This window comes from Rhodoferax sp., from assembly GCF_030646845.1.
Classification (GTDB): domain Bacteria; phylum Pseudomonadota; class Gammaproteobacteria; order Burkholderiales; family Burkholderiaceae_C; genus Rhodoferax.
Map to the genome: position 1 here is coordinate 16,149 of NZ_JAUSLE010000069.1, position 16,621 is coordinate 32,769.

A 16,621-nucleotide genomic window follows, 5' to 3' on the forward strand; every position below is an offset into this window, starting at 1 on the left:
CAGAATTGATGAATTCAATGCCATGACAATAACTTGTTCTAACATCCGCCCTGCAGCATCAACTTTTCCGGAGCCCTTCATGACCCAGCCCATCGTCACGCTACCCGCCCACTACGACCATGTCGGCAGTTTTTTGCGCCCCAAATACCTGCTGGATGCGCGCGAACAAAAAGCCAGGGGCGAGATCACCCCCGAGCAGCTGCGCCTGGTGGAAGACAAGGCCATCACCGAGATCGTCAAGTTTCAGGAAGACGTCGGCCTGAAGAGCATCACGGATGGCGAGTTCCGCCGCACTTACTTTCACATCGACTTCCTGGAGCAGATCGGTGGCGTGAAAACCGACATCCCGGTCACCATCATCCGGCCCGATGGTACGCAGGAACTGGCCCCGCCTGTGATGCGCGTGATCGACAAGGTGCGCCACGTCAAAGACATCCAGCTGGCTGATTTTCAATACCTCAAGAGCCAGGTCAGCCCCGGCAATACACCCAAGGTCACCATCCCCTCGCCCACCATGCTGCACTTTCGTGGCGGACGAGCCGGCATCAGCAAACAGCATTACCCTGAGCTTGATCCCGATTTTTACCAGGACGTGGCCAACGCCTATGGCGACGAGCTGCGCTCGCTGGCCGCGGCCGGCTGCACCTATGTGCAGATGGACGACACCAACCTGGCCTACCTGTGCGACGAAAAAATGCGCGAAGCCGCGCGCCAGCGTGGCGATGACCCCAACGAGCTGCCGCACCGTTACGCCAAATTCATCAATCTGGTGGTGGCGCAAAAGCCGCCCGGCATGCTGCTGGCCATGCACCTGTGCCGTGGCAACTTCAAAAGCACGCACGCCGCCAGCGGCAACTACGAGCCGGTGGCCGAGGCGCTGCTCAAGGAGATGGATCTGGATGCCTACTTCATGGAGTACGACGACGTCCGCAGCGGCGACTTCAAACCCCTGCGCTTCCTGCCCAAAGGCAAGACTGTCGTGCTGGGTCTGGTCACTACCAAGTTTGGCGCTCTGGAGAGCAAGGACGACCTGAAACGCCGCATTGATGAGGCTGCCCGCTACGCGCCGCTGGAGCAGTTGGCGCTTTCACCGCAGTGCGGCTTCAGCAGCACCGTGCATGGCAACGACATTGCCGTGGAAGCGCAACGGGCCAAGCTGCGACTCGTGATTGAGACGGCGCAGGAGGTTTGGGGTAATCCCTGAGTTGCAGAAGACAAGGCGGGCGGTCAGGCCGCCGCACTGCGTTTGGCAACGCGCTCCGCGACAAAAGCAAAGGCGAAGGCCAGCGCTTCCGCCATCGATTGCTCAATGGCATGGCGTTCATGCTCGGTCAGGTAGAACATCATGTCTACATCATGTCTGACATACCGTGCCGGTAGACGGTTCAATGCAACGCAGGCTACATCGGCGAGCATGTCGTGGGTGAAATCCGGATGTACCGCAGACATGCGGGCCACGTCCTCCAGCACCAGACGTTCGTAATAGTTGTGAACCTGCTCGAAATTGAAAACCATTTGACACTCCAACAAACAACGCCACCGGGCCATGGGTCAGCAGGCAACCTTAGCAGTTCCAATGGCCACTGACAAGAAAATTGTGACTGGCTTTCAGCCCAAGCCCAGCAACCTCACTGCGTTGTCTTTCAGAATGCCGGGCATCACCTCCGGCTTGAAGCCGGCGTCCTCAAAATCCTTCATCCAGCGATCGGGCGTGATCAGGGGGTAGTCACTGCCGAACAGGATGCGGTCCTTGAGCAGCGTATTGGCGTACTGCACCAGTTGCTTCGGAAAATACTTGGGGCTCCAGCCACTCAGGTCAATCCACACATTGGGCTTGTGCGTGGCCACGCTCAGGGCCTCGTCCTGCCACGGAAAGCTGGGGTGGGCCATGACAATCTGCATGTCGGGGAAGTCAATGGCCACGTCATCCAGATGCATGGGATTGCTGTACTCCAGACGCAAGCCACCGCCGCAGCGCATGCCGCTGCCAATGCCGCTGTGTCCGGTATGAAAGATGGCCGGCAACTTGTACTCATTGATCACCTCGTAGATGGGCCAGGCCATCTTGTCGTAGGGGTGATAGCCCTGCACGGTGGGGTGGAACTTGAAACCCTTGATACCGAATTCTTCGATCAGGCGCCGTGCCTCCCGCGCGCCCATCTTGCCTTTGTGCGGATCGATGCTGGCAAAGGCCATCATCATGTCCGAGTTGGCCTTGGCCGCCTCGGCGATTTCTTCGTTGGGGATTCGCCGGCGCCCCATTTGCGCCTCGGCGTCCACCGTGAACATCACCAGGCCGATCTTGCGCTCGCGGTAATAGGCAATGGTCTCCGCGATGGTGGGGCGGCGGCTGTTGCGAAAGTACTTGTCTGCTGCCCGGTCGTACTCCTCGCCATAGCTGTCAAACGGGTTCCAGCAACTTACCTCCGCGTGGGTGTGGATGTCGATGGCGACGAGATTTTTATGGTCCATGAAAGTCTCCTGTGAGTCGTTGGGCGTCTAGGGTAAACACTGAGATAAATAATCAAAAATGCGCTTGAATTGGTTATATTTTATAACCATAATCGATTCCATCCGAAAAATCAAATTTTTCCAGAACACCAGCCATTGCCCATGAAAAACACAGACATTATTCACCTCGAACTTCGTGGTGAGCATAAAGAAATCGCCGTGATCCGCCTGACCCGCAAGGCCAAGCGCAACGCGATCAATGATGCACTGGTCCTGGCCCTGCGCAATCTGTTCGATGGCTTGCCAGCCACCGTGCGCGCTGCGGTTCTGGACGGCGAAGGCGAGCACTTTTGCGCCGGCCTGGATCTCAGCGAGCTGACGGAACGCGATGCCGGCCAGGGCCTGCACCATTCCCGCATGTGGCACGCTGCACTGGAGCGGGTGCAGTTTGGCCCGGTGCCGGTGATCGCAGCCCTGCACGGCGCCGTGGTCGGTGGCGGCCTGGAACTCGCCAGCGCCTGTCATATCCGCGTGGCGGACGACTCCACTTTTTATGCGTTGCCGGAAGGCTCGCGCGGCATTTTTGTCGGCGGCGGTGGCTCGGTGCGCATCCCCAAGTTGATTGGCGTTGCCCGCATGACCGACATGATGCTCACCGGTCGCGTCTACAACGCCCAAGATGGCGAACGCATCGGGCTGGCGCAATATCTGGTGCCCCAGGGGCAGGCGTTCGAGAAGGCGTTTGAGCTGGCCGTGCGCGTGACGCAGAATGCGCCCCTCACCAACTATGCGCTGATGCACGCCCTGCCCCGCATTGCAGAGCAACCCGCTGACCACGGTCTGTTCACCGAATCCATGATGGCGGCTATTGCGCAGAGCGCGCCGGAAGCCAAGTCACGGGTGAAGGCCTTCCTCGATGGCAAGGCCGCCAAGGTCAGCAAAGGCTGAGCCCCATGAGCGATACCAGCACCATCACGCCGCGCTACCGCCCTGTGAGTTTCGGCGTCACACGCGTCAGCGTACGCGGCGGCGCCACCGGCGTGCGCTATGTGCAGGCCGAGTTGCCGCTGGGCGCCTACGCCCGGCGCCTGAGCGACTTCCTGGTGCACTGGGCCGAGACCGAGCCCGACCGCACCTTCATGGCTCGCCGCGACCAGTTGGGCGACGCCCGCACGGGCGACTGGCAGCACATCAGCTACGCCCAGGCGCTTGAGGCGGCGCGCCGCATCGGGCAGGCCCTACTGGACCGCAAGCTGACAGCCGAGCGTCCGGTGGTGATCCTGAGCGAGAACACGCTGGAGCATGCGCTGATGTCGCTGGGTTGCCTCTACGCCGGTGTGCCCTACTGCCCGGTTTCGCCCGCCTATGCCACCGTGAGCCAGGACTATGACAAGCTGCGCCATGTGCTGGACACGCTGACCCCGGGCCTGGTGTTTGCCGCCGACGGCGCACGCTACGGCCGGGCCATTGCGGCTACAGTCGGCACCGATGTGGAGGTCGTGCTTGCCCAGGGAACGCTGGCGGATCGCGCGACCACGCCGTTTGACCTTCTACGCAACACCACGGCCACCGCGGCGGTCGACGACGCCATGCACGCGGTGCGGCCCGACACCATTGCCAAGTTCCTCTTCACCTCGGGCTCGACCAAGATGCCCAAGCCGGTGATCAACACCCACCGCATGTGGTGCGCGAACGTGCAGCAGATCACGCTGTCCATGCCCGTGCTGACCGAGTCGGCGCCGGTGTTCGTGGACTGGCTGCCCTGGAACCACACCTTCGGTGGCAACCACAACGTCGGCCTGACGCTGCAACACGGCGGCACGCTTTACATCGACGACGGCAAGCCCACCGCGGCCCTGATCGGCGAAACGCTGCGTAACCTGCGCGAGATCGCGCCGACCATCTACTTCAATGTGCCTACCGGCTTCGAGATGATCGCCGAAGCCATGAAGACCGACGCCGAACTGCGCCGCATGCTGCTGTCGCGCGTGCGCATGTTCTTCTACTCCGGCGCCGGCCTGGCGCAGCCGGTATGGGACAGCCTGCATGCAACGGCCGAGGCGGAAATCGGCGAGCGCATCGTCATGGGCACCGGCCTGGGCATGACCGAATCCGCCCCGTCCGCCATGTTTGTCAACAGTCCGAACGTGAAGGCCGGCGATATCGGCGTGCCAGTGCCCGGCATGACGCTCAAGCTGGTGGATGTGGATGGCAAGACCGAGGTGCGCTACCGCGGCCCCAACGTCACGCCGGGCTACTGGCGCTCCGAGCAGGCCACGCGCGACGCCTTCGACGAGGAAGGCTATCTCTGCACCGGCGACGCTGTGCAATGGATCGACCCGAATGATATTCACCGCGGCCTCAAGTTCGACGGCCGCATCGCGGAAGACTTCAAACTCTCAACAGGCACATTCGTCAGCGTCGGGCCGATGCGCGCCAAGATCATTGTGACCGGTGCGCCGTATGTCCAGGACGCCGTTCTCACCGGCCTTAACATGAAGGAAGTCGGCGCGCTGATCTTCCCCTCGCCGGCCTGCCGTGAAGTCAGCGGTCTGGGGGCCGATGCCCCTTGGGAGGCGGTTCTGGCCAGCGCGCCGGTGCGCCTGCGCATGCAGGCGATCATCAACCAGCTGGCGCGCGAGGCCACTGGCAGCGCTTCCCGCATCGCGCGCGCCCTGCTGCTGGCTGAGCCGCCGTCCATCGACAGGGGCGAGCTGACCGACAAGGGCTCGATCAATCAGCGTGCCGTGCTCAAGCACCGGGATGCCCTGGTGCAGGCCTTGCACGACGACACGGCCCCCAACATCATCAAACCGCAAGTCTGAGGAGATGCAGAATGAAAATTGAAGAACATGCTGCACTGGTCACCGGTGGCGCCTCCGGTCTGGGCGAAGCCACCGCGCGCGAACTGGCTCGTCTGGGCGCCAGGGTAGCGGTACTTGACGTCAACATCGCACTGGCCGAGAAGGTGGCTGCCGACATCAACGCGGAATTGGGTGACGACCGTGCCGTCGCCTGCGAATGCGACATCACCAGCACCGACAGCGTCACTGCAGCGTTGGCCAAAGCCGCAGCGGCGCACGGCCCGGCGCGCATTCTCATGAATATCGCGGGCATTGGCTCTGCCAAGCGCGTGGTGGCCAAGGACGGCAGCGCCGCCCCACTGGAAGACTTTGCGCGTGTCATCAACGTCAACCTGGTCGGCAGCTACAACATCAGCCGCCTGTTCGCTGCCGAGTGCGTGAAGCTCGCCCCGCTGGAAGATGGTGAACGCGGCGTGATGATGTTCACCGCCTCCGTCGCCGCCTTCGACGGCCAGGTCGGCCAGCAAGCCTACAGCGCATCCAAGGGCGGCCTGGTGGGCATGACGCTTCCCATGGCACGTGATCTGGCGCAATACGGCATCCGGGTCTGCACCGTGGCCCCCGGCCTGTTTGCAACGCCACTCATGAAGCAACTACCCGAGGCGGTGCAAGCGTCGCTGGCGGCCTCCATCCCGTTTCCGCCACGCCTGGGTAAACCCCAAGAGTTTGCACAGCTGGCATGCCATATCGTTACCAACGGGCACCTCAACGGCGAAGTGATCCGCCTCGATGGCGCCCTGCGCATGGCACCGCGCTGATTTGTTTTTTTTCACCAACGGAGACATTAAAAATGAAATATTCGAAATCGCTAATCACCATCGCCGTGGCCGCGCTGGCCACAACATCCGCGCTGGCGGACATCACCATCGGCGTGAGCCTGTCGCTCACCGGTCCGACGTCGGCCCTGGGCATTCCGATCAAGAATGCCATCGCCATGTGGCCGACCAGCATTGGAGGCGAGAAGCTCAATGTGATCATTCTTGACGACGCGACCGATCCGGCCAATGCCACCAAGAATGCACGCCGCTTTGCCACCGACGACAAGGTCGACATCCTGTTGGGCTCCGTTGCCACGCCACCAGCCAATGCGGTCGCCGCTGTGGCGTCGGAAACCGGCACCATGCACCTGGCCTTTGCGCCGATCGACGTCTCCACCAACAAGGCGCCTTGGTCGTACAACATGCCCCAGTCCACGCTGGTGATGTCGCACGCCATCGTCGCGCACATGAAGAAACAGGGCGTCAAAACGGTGGGCTTTCTGGGCTATGCCGACGCGTACGGTGAGCTGTTCCTGCGCGACATGAAGGTCAAAATGGCCGGCACCGACCTGAAGTTTGTATCGGAAGAGCGTTTTGCGCGCACCGACACCAGCGTCACCGGTCAGGCACTCAAAGTCACAGCAGGGGCGCCCGATGCGATCCTGATTGTGGCCTCCGGCAGCGGCGCCGCGATGCCCCACAAGGCCCTGATTGAGCGCGGCTACAAAGGCAAGATTTACCAGACCCATGGTGCGGCATCGCGCGATCTGATGCGCGTCGGCGGCAAGGACGTGGAAGGTGCCTTTGTGGTGGCAGGCCCCGGCATGGTGGCTGAGCAACTGCCGGCCAACCACCCCAGCAAAAAGGTCGCCATGGCCCACGTGGAAGCCTGGGAAAAGGTCTATGGACCCAATACCCGCAACCCGTTCGCCGCTCATGCCTACGATGCGTCGATCGTTCTGCAGAAAATCATTCCCGTTGCGCTGAAAACCGCCAAGCCCGGCACCAAGGAATTCCGCGGTGCCCTGAAAGCCGCACTGGAAAACGCCGGCCCGATTCCGCTGTTCCACGGCATCGTGAATTACACCGCCACCAACCACGCTGGCTACACCGATGAGACCGGCGTGATCATGCGCATCACCAACGGCGACTGGAAGCTGCAATAAGCATGGACTTTTCAATTGCCAGTATCCTGCTGGTCGACGGACTGACCAATGGCGCAATTTATGCGCTGCTGGGTCTGGCAACTGTGTTGGTGTTCGCGGTTACCCGCGTCATCTTCATCCCCCAGGGGGAGTTCGTCACCTACGGCGCGCTCACCCTGGCCATTCTGCAAACCGGCAAAGTACCGGGCACCATCTGGCTGCTGCTTCTGCTGGCCGGCCTGGCGGCCCTGGCCGAGTCTTTTCAGACATGGAAAAGGCATAAATCTGTCGGAGCCGCCACGGTAGCTGGCGTCAGAGTCCTGGTCTTTCCAGTCGTCATTGCCGCAGTGACGATCTGGGCTGCGCCGCAACAGTTCTCCTTGTTGGTGCAGGCGGTCTTGTCAGTCTGTATCGTGACCTGTTTCGGACCTCTCGTGTACCGCCTGGCCTATCAGTCGCTGGCAGATGCGACCTCGCTGGTGCTGCTGATTGTGTCGGTCGGCGTGCACTTCGCGCTCACCGGTCTGGGTCTGCTGTTCTTTGGCGCTGAAGGGTTTCGCAACCCGCCATTCTGGGACGCCCGATTCAGTCTGGGCGCCGTCAACCTTTCCGGGCAGGCCATCATCATTGCATTGACCTCTACCGCGCTGATCGTGTTGCTCTGGCTCTTCTTTGAGCGCTCCTTGTATGGCAAAGCCCTGCGCGCGACGGCAGTGAATCGCCTGGGCGCACGGCTCATGGGCATTTCCTCCCAGGTAGCGGGTCAGCTCACGCTGGCCATGGCCGCGCTCATCGGGGCGCTGTCCGGCTTGTTGATTGGCCCAACCACCACGGTGTTTTTTGATTCAGGTTTTCTGATTGGTTTGAAAGGCTTTGTCGCCGCCGTCATCGGCGGTCTGGTCAGCTATCCCGGTGCGGCCCTGGGCGCCCTGCTGGTCGGCGTGATTGAAGCTTTTGGTTCGTTCTGGGCCAGCTCATTCAAGGAAGTCATCGTGTTCACCCTGATCCTGCCCGTGCTGTTCTGGCGCTCGCTGAAGGCGGGCCATTCAGACGAGGAGCACTGACATGAGCTTGAGACAAATAGGGTGGTTGGGGCTGATCACCAGCATTCTGCTGATCGCCGTGCTGCCGGTGCCTGAATTCTGGATCACCCAGCTCAATTACATCGGCATCTCCAGCCTGGCGGTACTGGGGCTGATTCTCCTGACCGGTGTGGGCGGTCTCACATCTTTCGGCCAGGCGGCTTTTGTCGGCATTGGTGCCTACACCTCGGCCTACCTCACGGTGCATGCCGGGCTCTCCCCCTGGCTGACACTGTTCGTTGGTCTGGCACTGACCGGCGTATGCGCCGTCGTCCTGGGCTGGATCACGTTGCGCATGTCAGGCCACTACCTGCCGCTGGCCACCCTGGCCTGGGGGCTGTCGCTGTACTACATCATGGGCAATCTGGAAGCGCTGGGCAAATACGACGGCATTCTGGATGTCACTGGCCTGTCGCTGTTCGGCTGGGATCTGGGGCACGGTCGCGTTTTCTTTGTCATGACCTGGGCCCTGGTGTTGCTGGGCACGCTGGCCATGATCCACCTGCTGGATTCCCGCGTCGGTCGGGCCATACGCTCGCTCAAAACCGGCTCGCAAATGGCCGAGTCCATGGGCATTGACACCCTGAGGTTCAAGATTGGCATCTTCCTGATCTCGGCCTTGCTGGCCAGCGTGTCGGGCTGGCTGTATGCGCATTTTCAACGCGCCGTGAACCCCTCCCCGTTCGGCGTGCACGTTGGCATCGAATACCTGTTCATGGCGGTATTGGGTGGCGCCGGGCATGTGTGGGGCGCCATCACCGGCGTGACCATCACCAAATTGCTGGCGGACCAGTTGCAGGTGCTGTTGCCCAAGCTCATCGGCACCAGTGGCAGCTATGAAATCATCGTTTTCGGCGTGCTGTTGGTGCTCACGCTGAAGTACGCGCCTGAAGGCATCTGGGCGTTTGTCGACCGCAAGCTCCCCAAGCCGCCGCGCAAGGTCGATTGGCAAAATGCATCCGCCCTGCCCCATCGGAGCAAGCCTGCACCAGGCGAAGTGGTGCTGCAGGCCACCGATATCCGCAAGGAATTCGGTGGACTGGTGGCCGTCAACAACATCAACTTCGCCGTGCAGTCCGGCCAGATTGTGGGTTTGATCGGGCCCAACGGCGCCGGCAAATCCACCACCTTCAACCTGATCACCGGCGTGTTGGGGCTCACCAGCGGAAGCATCACCTTCCGGGGCGAAGACATCAGTGGCCTGGCATCGCGGGAAATCGCCAAACGGGGTATTTCGCGCACGTTCCAGCACGTCAAGATGATCGCCGACATGACGGTACTGGAAAACGTGGCACTGGGCGCCCATCTGCGCGGCAACCGGGGGGCGGTTTCCGCCATGCTGCACCTGGACCGCACCGAAGAGCAAAGCCTATTTCGTGAAGCCGAGTTTCAACTCCGGCGCGTCGGTATGGGCGAGTACCTGCATGAACTGGCGGGCAACCTGGCCATGGGTCCGCAACGGCTGCTGGAAATTGCCCGCGCCCTCTGCAATGACCCGGCGCTGCTGCTGCTGGACGAACCCGCCGCCGGCTTGCGCCATAAAGAAAAGCAGGCGCTGGCCGATGTCCTGCGCCAGCTCAAGTCCGAGGGCTTGAGTATTTTGCTGGTCGAGCACGACATGGATCTGGTTATGCAAGTCACCGACCGCATTGTCGTGATGGAATTCGGCACCCGCCTGATCGAAGGCACGCCGGAGGAAATCCAGGCCAGCCCTGAGGTGCGCGCGGCCTACCTCGGCACCGAGCACTGAGAAAGCCACATTCATGTCAGTACCCATCCTCAAAGTGCAGGGACTTCACGCAGGCTACGGCAAGGCGGAAGTACTGCGCGGCATCAACCTCGAAGCGGCCCCCGGCAGCATCATCACCGTCATCGGCCCCAATGGCGCCGGCAAATCAACCCTGCTGAATTCCTTGATGGGGGTTCTGCCGTCCACGGGCACCATTGAATACGCCGGCGAATCCATCGCCAGTCTGCCACTCGAAGAACGTGTGATGCTGGGCATTGCCCTGGTGCCGGAACGGCGCGAGCTGTTCAGCAGCATGTCGGTTGAAGACAATCTGGTGCTGGGCGCCTACCGCCAGGTCAGGCAGCACAACAAACTGTGGCGCGAGCAGATGGCTGTGGTGTTTGAGCTTTTTCCACGCCTCAAGGAGCGCCGCACGCAGGAAGCCGGCACCTTGTCCGGTGGCGAGCGACAGATGCTGGCCGTCGGCCGTGCGCTGATGTCACGCCCTTCCCTGCTGATGCTGGACGAACCCAGTCTGGGTCTGGCGCCGCTGATTGTGAAGGAGATATTTCGCACGATTGACGCGTTGCGCAAGACCGGCGTGACCACTCTGCTGGTGGAACAAAACGCCCGGGCAGCACTGGAAACCGCCGACTACGGCTATGTGCTGGAAATGGGCGAAATCGCCTTGCAGGGACGCGCCTCGGAACTGGCCACCGACCCCCGCGTGATCGACACTTATCTGGGTGCCGCCCGGAAGAACGCGGATCCCGCAAACGCCTGATATCTCTGGAGACGTGAATGATCCATCTACGCCACACCACCATGACGGGTGCCGTGACCGTGCTTCTGGCCGCCTGCACCACCTCTTCCAACCATGTCGATAAGAATGTGCCTCCAGCCCCCGTGGAATGTGCGCAGATAGCTACTAAATTTATAGCAACAGGTACACGCATCACGGCGACCGAGTCGGTGCCGGCCGGCCTGACCGTGGCCGGCATGGCCCAGCCCTACCCGATGCCTGCGCACTGCAAGGTCACGGGCAAGATGAACGAGCGCACCGGAGTGGATGGCAAGCCCTACGCCATTGGTTTCGACATGCGGTTGCCGGTCAATTGGTCGGGGCGCTTCCTGTTCCAGGCCAACGGCGGCGCCGACGGTGTGGTGCAGCCGGCGTTTGGCAACGTCGTGTCCGGCGGCGCCGCCACCAATGCACTGATGCAGGGCTTTGCCGTATTGTCCAGCGATGCCGGACACACGGCAGAGTCCGGTCCGGCGGTGGGGCTGGTGGGCGGCAACCTGTTCGGCATGGACCCGCAGGCGCGACTGGACTACGGCTACCAGGCCAACGGGGCCCTGGCACCCATGGCCAAAAAACTGATCACCACCCATTACGGCCAGGCACCCAAAACCTCCTACATGATGGGTTGCTCGAACGGGGGACGCCATGCCATGGTGGCCGCGTCGCGCTATGCCGATCAGTTCGACGGCGTGATTGCGGGCAACCCCGGCTTCAACCTGCCCAAGGCCGCGGTGCAGCATGCCTGGGACATTCAGGCCTTCAGCGCCGTCAACCCCGACATCAAGGCCGCGTTCCCACCGGCCGACATGAAGCTGCTGGCCGACAAGGTGCTGGACACATGCGATGCGCTGGACGGCGTGGCGGACGCCATGGTGAACAACCTCGCCGCCTGCCAGAAGGTCTTCGACATCAAGGCCCTGCAGTGCGCTGGCGACAAGACCGCGCAGTGCCTGAGCCAACCCCAGGTCACGGCTTTGCAGAAAGTCTTTGCCGGCCCTAGCAACAGCAAGGGCGAACCGCTCTACAGCGACTGGCCGTGGGACGCGGGCGTGGGTGCCTCGCAAATCGGTTTTGGCAGCTGGCGCGCCTGGAAGCTGCAAGGCCCGATCGCGGGCCTGCCCATCATTGGCGCCCTGGGGGCGGGCTCGGTGGCCTACACCTTCTCCACACCGCCCAAGCCGGTGGCTGGCAATCCGCCGGCGCTCATCAAATACCTGCTCGACTACAACTTCGACACCGACGCCGCCACGATTTTTGCTGCCAGCGGGATCTTCAAGGAATCAAGCGTGCAATTCATGACGCCACCCAATGCCACGGACCTCTCGGCCTTCAAGACCCATGGCGGCAAGATGATCGTCTACCACGGTACCAGTGACCCGGTGTTTTCGTTCAACGACACACGCAACTGGTATGAAGCCCTGGACAAGAACCACGCGGGCAATGCGGCCAGTTTTGCCCGCCTGTTCCCTGTGCCGGGCATGAACCACTGCCAGGGCGGCCCCGCCACCGAACAGTTCGACATGCTGAGCACACTGGTGAACTGGGTCGAGAAAGGCCGGGCGCCCGAGCAGGTCATTGCCACCGCCCGTACCGGCATCAATCCCGATGTACCCGCCGACTGGATCAGCAAGGGGCTGCCCCGCAGCCGCCCACTGTGCCCGTATCCGAAGCAGGCCCGATACCGCGGCGTCGGTGACATCAACGAGGCAGCGAACTTCAGTTGCCAGTAAGACACCTGCCCATGAATTACCAGCCACCTCTGGAAGACATCCACTTCATTCTTCATGAGGTGCTCAAAGCCCCGGCGCAACTGCAGTCCCTGCCACCCTTTGCAGACTCCGATGCCGAGCTGATGCGCCAGGTTGTGGATGAAGCGGGCAAATTCATCGCCCAGGAAGTGGCACCGCTGCAAGGTGTTGGTGACAGCATCGGCTGCAAGTTTGTCAATGGCAAGGTCATCACGCCGCCCGGCTTCAAGGACGCCTACCAGGCCTTCTGGCAAGCGGGGTGGCCCGCACTGGCGTGCGCACCGGAAGACGGCGGCCAGGGCCTGCCCGCTGTGCTCGAAGCCGTGCTGTTCGAGATGCTCAGCGGCGCGAACCACGGCTGGACCATGGCACCCGGCCTGTTGCATGGTGCCTACGAGTGCATCAAACACCACGGCAGCGAGGCGCTCAAGGCGGGCTATCTCGAAAAAGTCGCCACTGGCGAATGGCTGGCCACCATGTGCCTGACCGAACCGCATGCGGGCAGCGACCTGGGGCTGGTGCGAACCCGGGCACTGCCCCAGACCGACGGAAGCTACCGCCTCAGTGGCACCAAAATCTTCATCTCGGGCGGTGAACACGACCTGACCGACAACATTGTCCATCTGGTGCTCGCACGGTTGCCGGATGCACCCGCCGGGCCCAAAGGCCTCTCCTTGTTCCTCGCGCCCAAGGTGCGGCCCGATGGCACGCCCAACGCCATTCACTGCGAACGCATCGAAGAAAAAATGGGCCTGCACGGCAGCCCCACCTGTGTGATGCGCTTCGACGAGGCCACCGGCTGGATGATCGGCGAACCCCATCGCGGGCTCAACGCCATGTTTGTGATGATGAACGCCGCCCGGCTGCATGTGGGTCTGCAGGGCATTGGCCTGCTGGAAGCGGCCTGGCAAAAGGCCGACGCCTACGCCAAAGAACGTCGGCAGATGCGCGCGCCCAAGCCGAAGATGAGCAGCACGCCCGACCCCATCGCGGAGCACCCGGCGATGCGGCGCATTCTGGCCACGCAACGCGCCTGGATAGACGGTGGCCGCGTGCTGGCCTACCGCACCGCCATTGAACTCGACATCGCCAAACGCCATCCTGATGCCGCCCGCAAGCACACCGCGCAACAGTGGTGCAGTCTGGTCACGCCCGTGCTGAAAGCCGCCTGGACGGCCCAGGCCTTTCATGGAAGCAGTGATTGTCTGCAGGTGTTTGGCGGGCATGGCTATGTGCGTGAATGGGGTATCGAGCAAATCGTGCGGGACGCGCGCGTCACCATGATTTACGAAGGCACCAATGAGATACAGGCCATTGACCTGTTGGTACGCAAGGTGATGCCGGACGGTGGCGCAGGTTTGTCCGCCATGTTGCAGACGCTGTGTGATGGACTCGACAAGCAGCTTGCGGCGCACGCCCAATTCATGCGTCAGGTGGCCGAGCTTGGACAGCTCACCAGCACCCTGGTGGAGGCGAGCAAAGCAGATCAGGAACTTGCCTACTGGGTGGCGGATGACTACCTTCGTGCCGTGGCCCTGACCCTGCTGGCCTGGGCCTGGCTGCGAATCAGCGACGTGGTCAATCCAGACACCTTGAACAGCAATCCCGCACGCTGGACCGCAGCCGCCAGTGCCATGCGTCACTGGGTTCTGCCGGAGTTCGACATGCGCCTGGGCATCATCAAAGGGCGTCTGGCAGAGATTGCGATGCGCCCACCCTATTCTTCCTGAGCACCATGGACGCCAAGACCCTGACCCCTTTCGTTGAAGGAGTTGACACCAGCTACCTTGAAGGCCTGGTGGGTTACAACTCGCGCCGGGCGGCGCTGGTCATCATTGAGGTATTCCTGGAACGAATGGCCAAATATGACTTGCGCATTGTTGATTTCTCCGTGTTGTCGCTCGTCACGCACAATCCCGGCATCACGTCACGCCAGTTGTGCAACACATTGGGCATTCTGGCGCCCAATCTGGTCGGCATGGTGAATGCGATGGAAAAACGCACACTGATTACCCGACGGCCCCATCCCCATGACGGCAGAGCCATGGGACTGCACCCGACCGCCGAAGGCAAAAAAATGATGCGGGACGCGGAAAAAACAGCCGCCGAACTTGAGATGGAAGCAACCTCCCGCTTGAGTGCCGCCGAGCGCAAGACCTTGATGCAGCTGCTGAAAAAGATCTATAAATAGCCACGTGCGAAGTCCGGCGCGACCTTATTGTTCGTTTTTCACACGTATTGCGCGGACTGACAGCTATGAAACTTGTAGCAGTCCGAAATCTGCGATATAGTTTCGAGTCGCGCCGGAGAACTGCAGGTATCAATGACCGATACCGCGTAAAAGTCAGAACGCCTGGCGATCAACCAAAGCTTTGAGGAGAGCCGTTTAATGAGTTCCAAAGAAAATGCCGCAATCGGGCAATTGCTGGGTCTGCTGGAGTCCCGTTACGCCATTCGCGTACTGTGGGCCTTGAAAGATGGCCACGCCCAGACCTTTCGGCTGTTGCAGGACAGCGTTGGCGGCATTACACCCAACACGCTGAACACGCGAATCAAGGAATTGCGCGAAGCGGGTTTGGTCAATCATGGCAACGAAGGCTATGTCGTCACGTCGTTGGGGGCGGATCTGCTCAAGCGGCTGGCAGACCTCCCGGCATTTGCCACCAAATGGGCGGCCAACCAGGCCAAAAAAACCACTTAAGCGCACTGTCGGCCACGGCGCCACTCTCCCGGGTGGCAGGCCTGGCCCGGCATCCGGAATAGACAGGCCAGGCCTGTCTTTTTTTTGAGGCTGCTCTTCAGGCCACTGCCCCTGCGCATGCACCACCCGTATAAATGGGATGTGGTGGTCAACTGGCATAATTTCAGGTTTTCTGGGTGTTGCCCTTGTCAAGCGAGCGCACCCAGCTATCTATTTAATAGCACACAAGGATTGCATCATGACTACCACCCCCTCCGGCCTGCAATATGAAGACACTGTTATCGGCACTGGTGCCGAAGCAACCAAGGGCAAAAGCGTCACCGTTCACTACACCGGCTGGCTCTACAACGACGGCGTTCAAGGCGCCAAGTTTGACTCCAGCAAAGACCGTGGCGATCCGTTTGTCTTTTCGCTTGGCGCCGGTATGGTGATTCGCGGTTGGGACGAAGGCGTGGCAGGCATGCTGGTTGGCGGCGCGCGCACCCTGATCATTCCGGCCGCACTGGGCTATGGCGCTCGCGGCGCGGGCGGTGTGATCCCCCCCAACGCAACCTTGAAGTTCGACGTCGAGCTGCTCGGCGTAGCCGGCTGAACGTCCCCGCTGACTTCTTCCCCAGATAAGCGCGTCTCCAGTCGCCCGGATTCCTGTCCGGGTGCACTTGAATTGCCATCGTATGCCCCCATTTCGGTGGCGTACAACTTGAAATTTGGCTCACTAGCATGTCTGAAACCAATCCAAACCAAACCAACCCAATGCCTGCGGGCTACCAGAGCACCGAGGAAATGGTCGCGGCCCAGGCGATGAACGAGTCCGACGCCCTGTCAAAAGCGCAGGCCGATCTGGCTGAATTGCAGGCCAAAAGCGCCGAGCTGGCCGACCAGTTCCTTCGGGCCAAGGCCGAGGCCGACAACGCCCGCCGCCGCGCCGAAGAAGAAATCTCGAAGGCCCGCAAATTTGCGGTGGAGAGCTTCGCTGAAAGCCTGCTGCCCGTGGCGGACAGTCTGGAAGCCGGCCTGGTGATCAAGGACGCCACCATCGAGCAGATCCGCGAAGGCGCGCAAGCCACCCTGCGTCAACTGGTCGCGGCGCTGGAGCGCAACAAGGTGATCGTCATCAACCCGGCCGCTGGCACCAAGTTCGACCCGCATCAACATCAGGCCATCAGCGTGGTGCCGTCGGAGCACGAAGCCAACACGGTGGTCACGGTGCTGCAAAAAGGCTATTCGATCGCGGACCGCACGCTGCGTCCGGCCCTCGTCACGGTAGCCGCGCCGAAATAATCACTATTGCGACTTGAAATATTTCGAGTTATCCACAAGTTCAAAACATCTAAAAACTGG

At 61.5% G+C, this 16,621-nt stretch carries 16 protein-coding genes; 14 read left to right on the forward strand and 2 right to left on the reverse strand.

From position 1 onward, the window contains the following. The first annotated feature begins 79 nt into the window (after window positions 1-79). Window positions 80-1,204 (forward strand): 5-methyltetrahydropteroyltriglutamate--homocysteine S-methyltransferase, encoded by a 1,125-nt coding sequence (locus Q7T10_RS17145; protein WP_304750571.1) that lies wholly within the window; start codon window positions 80-82, stop codon window positions 1,202-1,204. 23 nt (window positions 1,205-1,227) lie between these two features. Here the strand turns inward: Q7T10_RS17145 and Q7T10_RS17150 are convergent, their stop codons facing one another. Then, on the reverse strand, window positions 1,228-1,515 hold the full coding sequence (locus tag Q7T10_RS17150) for a late competence development ComFB family protein (RefSeq protein WP_304750573.1): 288 nt from the start codon (window positions 1,513-1,515) through the stop codon (window positions 1,228-1,230). Window positions 1,516-1,608: 93 nt separating this feature from the next. After that, window positions 1,609-2,472: an amidohydrolase family protein gene (locus Q7T10_RS17155; protein WP_304750574.1), complete on the reverse strand. Its 864-nt coding sequence runs from the start codon at window positions 2,470-2,472 to the stop codon at window positions 1,609-1,611. 141 nt (window positions 2,473-2,613) lie between these two features. On the opposite strand from Q7T10_RS17155, the gene Q7T10_RS17160 reads away from it, so the two are divergent. The 13 genes from Q7T10_RS17160 to grpE all read left to right on the forward strand — a co-directional run bounded on the left by Q7T10_RS17160 (window position 2,614) and on the right by grpE (window position 16,561). Continuing rightward, entirely contained in the window at window positions 2,614-3,399 is a 786-nt protein-coding gene (locus Q7T10_RS17160; protein WP_304750576.1) for a crotonase/enoyl-CoA hydratase family protein, read from the forward strand. Window positions 3,400-3,404: 5 nt separating this feature from the next. Next, window positions 3,405-5,276, forward strand: coding sequence for a feruloyl-CoA synthase (locus Q7T10_RS17165; protein ID WP_304750578.1), 1,872 nt, complete (start codon window positions 3,405-3,407; stop codon window positions 5,274-5,276). An 11-nt stretch (window positions 5,277-5,287) separates the two neighbouring features. After that, window positions 5,288-6,073 (forward strand): SDR family NAD(P)-dependent oxidoreductase, encoded by a 786-nt coding sequence (locus Q7T10_RS17170; protein ID WP_304750579.1) that lies wholly within the window; start codon window positions 5,288-5,290, stop codon window positions 6,071-6,073. 32 nt (window positions 6,074-6,105) lie between these two features. Next, window positions 6,106-7,239, forward strand: a complete 1,134-nt coding sequence (locus Q7T10_RS17175) for an ABC transporter substrate-binding protein (protein ID WP_304750580.1) — start codon at window positions 6,106-6,108, stop codon at window positions 7,237-7,239. Between the two features lie 2 nt (window positions 7,240-7,241). Further along, the gene (locus tag Q7T10_RS17180; protein ID WP_304750582.1) at window positions 7,242-8,282 is read left to right on the forward strand and encodes a branched-chain amino acid ABC transporter permease; all 1,041 of its coding nucleotides are present in this window, start codon (window positions 7,242-7,244) and stop codon (window positions 8,280-8,282) included. Window position 8,283: 1 nt separating this feature from the next. Beyond that, on the forward strand, window positions 8,284-10,050 hold the full coding sequence (locus Q7T10_RS17185) for an ATP-binding cassette domain-containing protein (protein ID WP_304750584.1): 1,767 nt from the start codon (window positions 8,284-8,286) through the stop codon (window positions 10,048-10,050). Window positions 10,051-10,063: 13 nt separating this feature from the next. Further along, entirely contained in the window at window positions 10,064-10,813 is a 750-nt protein-coding gene (locus Q7T10_RS17190) for an ABC transporter ATP-binding protein (RefSeq protein WP_304750587.1), read from the forward strand. 17 nt (window positions 10,814-10,830) lie between these two features. Next, window positions 10,831-12,561 (forward strand): tannase/feruloyl esterase family alpha/beta hydrolase, encoded by a 1,731-nt coding sequence (locus Q7T10_RS17195; protein WP_304750588.1) that lies wholly within the window; start codon window positions 10,831-10,833, stop codon window positions 12,559-12,561. Between the two features lie 11 nt (window positions 12,562-12,572). Next, entirely contained in the window at window positions 12,573-14,309 is a 1,737-nt protein-coding gene (locus Q7T10_RS17200) for an acyl-CoA dehydrogenase (protein WP_304750590.1), read from the forward strand. 5 nt (window positions 14,310-14,314) lie between these two features. Further along, entirely contained in the window at window positions 14,315-14,770 is a 456-nt protein-coding gene (locus Q7T10_RS17205; protein ID WP_304750592.1) for a MarR family winged helix-turn-helix transcriptional regulator, read from the forward strand. A gap of 198 nt (window positions 14,771-14,968) precedes the next feature. Next, on the forward strand, window positions 14,969-15,280 hold the full coding sequence (locus tag Q7T10_RS17210) for a helix-turn-helix domain-containing protein (RefSeq protein ID WP_304750594.1): 312 nt from the start codon (window positions 14,969-14,971) through the stop codon (window positions 15,278-15,280). Between the two features lie 238 nt (window positions 15,281-15,518). Further along, window positions 15,519-15,872, forward strand: coding sequence for an FKBP-type peptidyl-prolyl cis-trans isomerase (locus Q7T10_RS17215; RefSeq protein WP_304750596.1), 354 nt, complete (start codon window positions 15,519-15,521; stop codon window positions 15,870-15,872). 128 nt (window positions 15,873-16,000) lie between these two features. Next, entirely contained in the window at window positions 16,001-16,561 is a 561-nt protein-coding gene (gene grpE / locus Q7T10_RS17220) for a nucleotide exchange factor GrpE (RefSeq protein WP_304750598.1), read from the forward strand. Window positions 16,562-16,621: the final 60 nt, after the last annotated feature.